Here is a 5235-nt window from a genome sequence, read left to right as displayed (position 1 = left end):
AATAGGTACCATTTTATAAAAGTGCTTACTCTTTTTTTTCTTTACTAGAATATTTTGGATAAAAATCAAAAATAGAAAGCAAGGGTTAAAAAAGGTTGAAATTCGTCAATATCTAACAAAATCTATTATTTTTCTCATTGTTCCTCTTATATTTCTTTTTTTTTAGGTTTGACAAAATATTTTAATTTTGCATCAATCACAATATATAGTGTTGTCGAAAATAATATGTATACTATATATTGATATTTGTTTTATAGATATGGTAAGGTAGCTATATCAAAAAAACGAGCCTATGTCAGTTTTTAGAGAGGCTCGAGTAGTTTTATCGATAAGGGAGTTGTGAGAGTTGACTGTTGCACTTGAAAAGACGATGAAAATGAATGTAGAAAGACTGAATGAAGATATTCGCGTATTTCCACAAGTACATCCAATAACAGATGATATGAAGATTACACATAAGGGTGTATCACGTTTAGTCATGTTGGATCGATATACGTTCAAGGATACGGAAAAAATTACGTTAACCGAAGGGGACTTTGTTGTCCTAACAATTAAAGAAGATCCTAAATTTCCAGCTAGAGGTTTAGGATATATTGTAAGTATTGACTGGGAGACAAAGATGGCAAAGGTACTTGTCGAAGAAGATTACCGAGGTGTGTTGGACAAGCCCGAGGAGATTGAAACAGGTATTGTAAATCGTTCCTTAGACGTAATTGAAAAGCCACTTGAGGTCTTCTACGAGCAGATTGCAAAACGTAATGCAACAGGTCTAGCTTCAGTTGAGAAAACAGAAGAGAAGAGAAAAGAATGGTTTGAAAAGTTCTACCATGAATTAGTTTCAATGAATTTTGTTCCAGCTGGGCGTGTCCTCTATGGAGCTGGTGCGGATACGGATGTAACATATTTCAACTGCTACGTAATGCCATTTGTAAAAGACTCGCGCGAAGGAATTTCCGAACACCGTAAGCAGGTAATGGAAATTATGAGTCGTGGTGGCGGTGTTGGTACAAACGGATCAACATTAAGACCTCGAAACACTCTAGCAAGAGGAGTAAATGGTAAATCATCTGGTTCAGTATCTTGGCTAGATGATATTGCGAAACTGACTCATTTGGTTGAGCAAGGTGGATCGAGACGTGGTGCCCAAATGATCATGTTAGCGGATTGGCATCCAGACATTATTGATTTCATTATCTCAAAAATGCAAAATCCTAGAATTTTACGTTTCTTGATTGAAAATATAAATGATGAACAAATCAAAAAATCGGCACAAGATAAGTTAAAGTTCACACCACTTACAGAGCAAGAGCGAGTCATGTATCAAGGAATTATAAACTTTAAGCATATTCCAGGGTATGGTGGGTTCAGTGAAAAGATAATTAAAGATGCGGAAGAAAAGCTTCGTACAGGTGGTACGTATTCTGTTCATAATTCTGAGTTTTTAACAGGTGCCAACATCTCCATTTGTTTAACAAATGACTTTATGAATGCGGTCGAAAATGATGTGGACTATGAACTACGTTTCCCAGATGTAGAAAGTTATGATGCTAATGAAATGAAAGCATATAACGAAACATGGCATGAAGTGGGCGATGTAAGAGAGTGGGAGAAGCTTGGTCATAAGGTCCGTGTCTATCGTAAAATTAAAGCGAAAGAGCTGTGGAACCTAATTAATATATGCGCAACGTACTCAGCAGAGCCTGGAATTTTCTTTATCGACAATGCGAACGATATGACAAATGCTCAAAGTTATGGTCAGAAGGTAGTAGCAACAAACCCTTGTGGGGAACAACCTCTCGCACCATTTTCAGTCTGTAACCTTGCTGCAGTAAACTTAGCGGAAATGGCAGATAAGGTTACAAAAACAGTAAACTTTGAAAAGCTAAGACAAACTGTTGAAGTAGGCGTTCGCATGCAGGACAACGTTATTGACGCCACACCTTACTTCTTAGAAGAAAATAAAAAACAAGCTCTAGGTGAACGTCGTGTTGGTCTAGGAGTTATGGGACTTCATGACCTTCTCATCTACTGTGAAACAGAATACGGTTCAGAAGAAGGAAATAAGCTAGTAGATGCAGTGTTCGAAGAAATTGCGACAACAGCCTACCGTGCTTCCGTTGAGCTTGCAAAAGAAAAAGGAAGTTTCCCATTCCTGACTGCTGATACAGAAGAACAAACAAACCGTCTTCGTGAGGCATTCACACAAACTGGGTTTATGAAGAAAATGTCTGCAGATCTTAACGAAGATATTATAAAATACGGTATTAGAAATTCACACTTACTAACTGTTGCTCCTACGGGTAAACGAGTTGCCCCCTATATTCGTAAGAATGTAGCGTAAACTTGGCTATATGCGGGAAACTCCGAGTATCCTTTTATACCCATGCTTTGCCAGCATATTCTGAGGTAAAAATTAAAAGGTGCGGACAATCCGCAGGGAAGGCGTGGCTGCCCCCTCAACGACTACATGCCAAGCAACCAATGAAAATCACCAAGATAATATTAAACTATAGGTGATTTAGATGGAAAAAAACTGTTTGAATTGTAATAAATTAATTAAGGTTAAACCTAGTCAATTTCATCGAAAAAAGTATTGTTCCAAACAATGTAAAGGAAAGTATCAATCTCAAAACCCGATAGCCTTTCAACACTTACAAAATAGAGTAATTATTAACTGCAGCTTTTGCTACAAACAAATTAATCGAAAACAATCCATTATTTCGAAAAATAACTATTGTAACAAGAACTGCAGAAATAATTATCTTAATCAAAATAGTAAGCAAATTAACCAACACCTTGTGGATAAGGTTGAGGTGAATTGCCAAGAATGTAATGTTGAATTTAAGGTTATTAAGTCAAGAGAAGGAACAGCTAAGTACTGTTCGAGATTGTGTCTAGGGAAAGCAAATGGTAGACGCGGGAAAGTTGATTATTTAAAAAGAATAGAAGTTCCTTGTACAAACTGTGGGAATATATTGGCCAAGAAACCTTCGGTTGTTCATAAATGGAACTTTTGTAATGAAAAATGTATGGGCAATTACTATGAAAAGTCCAAAGCCTTTGCGGGGGAGAAAAGTGGCACCTGGCAGGGGGGAGACATTGATTACTATGGACCAAATTGGAGGTCACAAAGAAGAATGGCAAGGAAGAGAGATAATTATACCTGCCAAGATTGTGGAGTCTCTGAAAAGATTTACGGTCAAGAATTGTCAGTACACCATATAAAACCCTTTAGATCTTTTGATGGAGATTGGAGAAGGGCTAATCAACTTTCAAACCTAATTAGTTTATGTGAATATCCTTGTCATAGAAGGAGACATGGAAAACAGTAACCCATTGGTTGATGATATAGTCTGATCCATATAGCGATATATGGAGTGGGTACTAATAATCCCACCCTCTAGAAATTAGAGAGTAACAAAAATGAGTACAGGAACAATGGTAGGTGTCTCAACCGGTTTAGAGCCTTACTTCTCATTCTCCTACTTCCGAAGTGGACGTCTAGGTAAATTCATTGAAGTAAAAGCTGATATCGTCCAAGAATATCTAGACAACAACCCTGAAGCCGATCCAACTAATCTGCCAAGCTGGTTCGTTTCTGCCATGGAGCTTTCACCAGAAGCGCATGCTGATACACAATGTGTCATCCAAAGATGGATTGACAGTTCTATCAGTAAAACAGTGAATGCCCCTCGTGGATACACAGTAGAGCAAGTTGAAAAAGTGTATGAGCGTCTATATAAAGGTGGAGCAAAGGGTGGTACGGTCTACGTTGATGGAAGCCGTGATGCACAAGTTCTTACACTAAAAGCAGAAGAGAACACATTTGAAGAAGAGCAACAGGAGCTATTCCCACAAGAGGAAAAAAAGAAGCCTGTTGTGCTAGTTGATACCATTCAAGACTTACGTTCCACAACGGTTACCTACGGTTCAGAAGTAGGGGACACTTGTCCAGTTTGTCGACAAGGAACAGTTGAAGATATTGGTGGCTGCAACACTTGCACAGATTGTGGTGCACAATTACGTTGCGGTTTGTAATATAGTAGATAAAGGGATGGAACCCATGAATTGGTTCCATCCCTTTTTGTCTTTTGGTTCATACTAAGAACAATGTAATGAAATCTGAGGTGATAATTATGAAAGCATTTGTTCCGCAATTAGTTTATTTTGAGCCAAAGGCACTGGATTATCCTCTTGGAAAAGAGTTGAAAGATAAATTTGAAAAAATGGGATTAGAAATACGAGAAACAACTTCCCATAATCAAGTTCGAGGAATTCCAGGAGATAATGAACTACAACAATATAGAAACGCTAAGTCTACACTTGTAGTTGGAATCCGAAAGACATTGAAATTTGATACGTCAAAACCTTCAGCTGAATATGCTATACCGCTTGCCACAGGTTGTATGGGACATTGTCACTATTGTTACCTTCAAACTACACTTGGTAGTAAGCCGTATATTAGAACATATGTGAACCTAGACGACATCTTTGATCAAGCTCAAAAGTACATGGACGAGCGCGCTCCGGAAATGACAAGATTTGAAGCAGCCTGTACATCTGATATCGTAGGTCTTGATCACCTGACGCATTCTTTGAAGAAAACAATTGAATTTATGGGGCAAACGGATTTTGGTCAATTGCGATTTGTTACCAAGTATCATCATGTTGATCATCTTTTAGATGCAAAGCATAATGGGAGAACAAGATTCCGCTTCAGTGTTAATTCAAGGTATGTTATTAAAAACTTTGAGCCCGGGACTTCTTCCTTTGAGGAAAGAATTGAAGCAGCTCGCAAAGTTGCAAATGCAGATTATCCTCTAGGCTTTATTGTCGCGCCAATCTATATGCATGAAGGTTGGAGAGAAGGATATTTAGAACTATTTCAACGACTATACGATTCGCTACAAGGAATTAACCTAGATGGTCTAACTTTTGAGCTAATCCAACATCGCTTCACTAAACCAGCAAAAAACGTTATTCAGAAGCGATATCCTAAAACAAAGTTGGAAATGGATGAGACAAAACGAAAATATAAATGGGGTCGCTACGGAATTGGTAAGTACGTATATCAAACCGCTGAAGCAGAGGACATTGAACAAACATTAAGACGATATATCCATGAATTTTTCCCAACTGCAGAAATACAGTATTTTACATAAAATACTGCCAAGAGGCTGGGACATTAGTATTCCGGTTAATTAAAAACCCGAACTATATAGTGGGTTCTCCACT

The 5235-nt window shown here is 37.9% G+C and carries 2 protein-coding genes and 2 pseudogenes; all 4 read left to right on the top strand.

The window, feature by feature from the left end:
- Positions 1-346: 346 nt before the first annotated feature.
- A pseudogene (locus LT143_RS20110) lies at positions 347-2302 on the top strand (vitamin B12-dependent ribonucleotide reductase); the annotation flags it as partial.
- 220 nt (positions 2303-2522) lie between these two features.
- Positions 2523-3332 (top strand): HNH endonuclease, encoded by an 810-nt coding sequence (locus tag LT143_RS20105; protein ID WP_246946189.1) that lies wholly within the window; start codon positions 2523-2525, stop codon positions 3330-3332.
- Between the two features lie 94 nt (positions 3333-3426).
- A pseudogene (locus tag LT143_RS20100) lies at positions 3427-4038 on the top strand (hypothetical protein); the annotation flags it as partial.
- A 98-nt stretch (positions 4039-4136) separates the two neighbouring features.
- Positions 4137-5162 carry a spore photoproduct lyase gene (gene splB, locus LT143_RS20095; protein ID WP_272495881.1) on the top strand — a complete coding sequence of 342 codons (1026 nt, stop codon included), beginning with the start codon at positions 4137-4139 and terminating at the stop codon, positions 5160-5162.
- Positions 5163-5235 lie beyond the last annotated feature (73 nt).

This window comes from Bacillus pinisoli (assembly GCF_023036475.1).
In the GTDB taxonomy this organism is placed as follows: Bacteria; Bacillota; Bacilli; order Bacillales; family SA4; genus Bacillus_BS; species Bacillus_BS pinisoli.
This window is presented reverse-complemented; position numbering and strand designations above follow the sequence as displayed.

Bases quoted from the DNA above. Each gene is read 5' to 3' on its own strand.
- splB (WP_272495881.1), top strand. From the start codon at position 4,137: ATGAAAGCATTTGTTCCGCAATTAGTTTATTTTGAGCCAAAGGCACTG.
- LT143_RS20105 (WP_246946189.1), top strand. From the start codon at position 2,523: ATGGAAAAAAACTGTTTGAATTGTAATAAATTAATTAAGGTTAAACCT.